This is a genomic window from Sulfuricaulis sp., from assembly GCF_049587675.1.
Lineage (GTDB): Bacteria > Pseudomonadota > Gammaproteobacteria > Acidiferrobacterales > Sulfurifustaceae > Sulfuricaulis.
Genome location: NZ_JBAVEJ010000253.1, coordinates 1 through 1,895, shown reverse-complemented (window position 1 = coordinate 1,895; position 1,895 = coordinate 1). Strand labels below are relative to the sequence as shown.

Annotated in this window: 1 pseudogene; it reads left to right on the top strand. The window is 58.2% G+C overall.

Annotated features, from left to right (window positions below):
* Positions 1-1,781 (top strand): annotated as a pseudogene (locus tag WB402_RS13450) (hypothetical protein); the annotation flags it as partial.
* Positions 1,782-1,895: the final 114 nt, after the last annotated feature.

Sequence of the window (1,895 nt, the reverse complement as noted above, 5' to 3'; positions counted from 1 at the left end):
AACCAAAAATCATATTGTGGGGTGAAAACATGAAACTGGCTCACACGTTTTTTAAGATTTTTTTCTTTGCTCTCGGCATAGCTCTACTTGGAGTGCATATTTCTGCACGGGCTGATGTGCTCGGCATACCGGTTGGTTACCCGCAGGTCGTTACCGATTCAGGCGGCAGCTGTTCGTACAGTACGGGCACGAGTACACTTACCCTGACCGGAGTTCCCACTTTCATCTACTTCGATTCCGCCCAGGCTAATGTCAGTTTCGTTGATCTGGGTACCATATCTCTGTCAGCCAACATCAACTCCTCCGGTAACCTGATTGGCGGCAGCTTCACGCTTAACGGCGAAACGACCGACTTCAATACCTCCACTTTCTTCGCATCTCCCCTGCTTACAGGAACTATTGTGGCCTACGGTATTGCCGCGCCCGGCACGTCGGACCTTGTCGACTTCCGCATCCAGCCAACCGGCGGAAGCCTGATTGCGCGTTTTGCCCCCGGCGATCAGATTGCCGTGCAGGTGGCTCTGGAAGGCTCGACATTTAACGGGAGTTTCGCAGCCAATTGGGGTTGTGCACGGGACAAGTTTATCGTCGGCCCCACGCCGCCGTTGGTCCAGGAGAGCTGCGCGGTAACGCTCACCAAGACTGCAAATCCGACGACGATCGGCCCGATTGCCGACAAACCCGGTTACGACAAGTCCGGCGACAGTGACGATGACGATGACGATGACGGCTACGGCTATTCGCATGACGATCACGATGACTCGATTTCATGCGGTTGCCGGGGTAAGGTTTCCGAGCTCAGGCTTCGCTATAACGGCTTGCAGACGGCTGATGTAAAAGTGTCCCGCAAGGCACCGTACTCAGTGGCGCTGTATCAGGGAACGGTCCAGCCGGGCGGTGAATTCACCGTCTCAGCGAACAGCTATGGGCCCAGCGGCTTCAGCGGCACGCTCGGCGCGTCGATCGAAATCGTGGTCGACGGCGGCGAAGCGGTGGAAATGGAAACCAGCGGTTCGGAAGACATCGGCCCCGGTTTCGTTGCGGGTGACTTCGAGGTTATGTCCGGCAAGAGCCGCAAGCTGCACAAACCGCTGTGCCCGGTCCCGCCCCATGGTTGCCCGGCGAATCAGCAGGTGACGTACACGTACGTGCTCACCAACAGCGGATCGACGCTCACGGGTCTCACGCTGGACGATGACAAGCTCGGCAACATCCTGACGGGAGGCACGCTGGCTTCGGGTCATTCGGCGACGTTCACGAAGACCGCGTGCCTGTCCCACACGACCACGAATACGGCGACAGTCATGAGTTCGCTCCCGAGCGGAGCACATTGCGCGCCCACGCCTGCGCACGCCACCGTGACGCTGATCATGCCGCCGCCTGACTGCAACCGCCATCACCACGACTGCGACCCGGACTCCAACCCGCCGCCACCGCCACCCACTCACGGGGGTTGCTCGCGCGATTACTGGAAGGGACACAAGAACAAATGGACCAAGTCCTTCAAGCCAGGCGACAAGTTTAGCGCGATATACCAGGTTGACTCGGCCGGGAATCGCAGCCTGAGTGATACGCTCGATATCGATGGCGGTGGCGCCAAGGCGCTCGGGCGCGAGGCGGCGGCCGCGCTGCTGAATGCGAGCGATCCGAACACGCATTACTTCTACACACCGGCCCAGGTCAAGTCGATGGTCCAGGATGCCTACAGGACGAAGGACTACACGACGGCCACGGATCTGTTTAAACAACAAAATAACTGTGGCTGCCCGCTCGGTAACTGACCGGCAGCAGTACGGCGAGTGTGGATGTAATGAGGAAGCTGATGACATTATCTCTGACCATGATCATGGAGATCATCACAGTTGCCGTCATCACTAACGCCTAGATAAAACGGC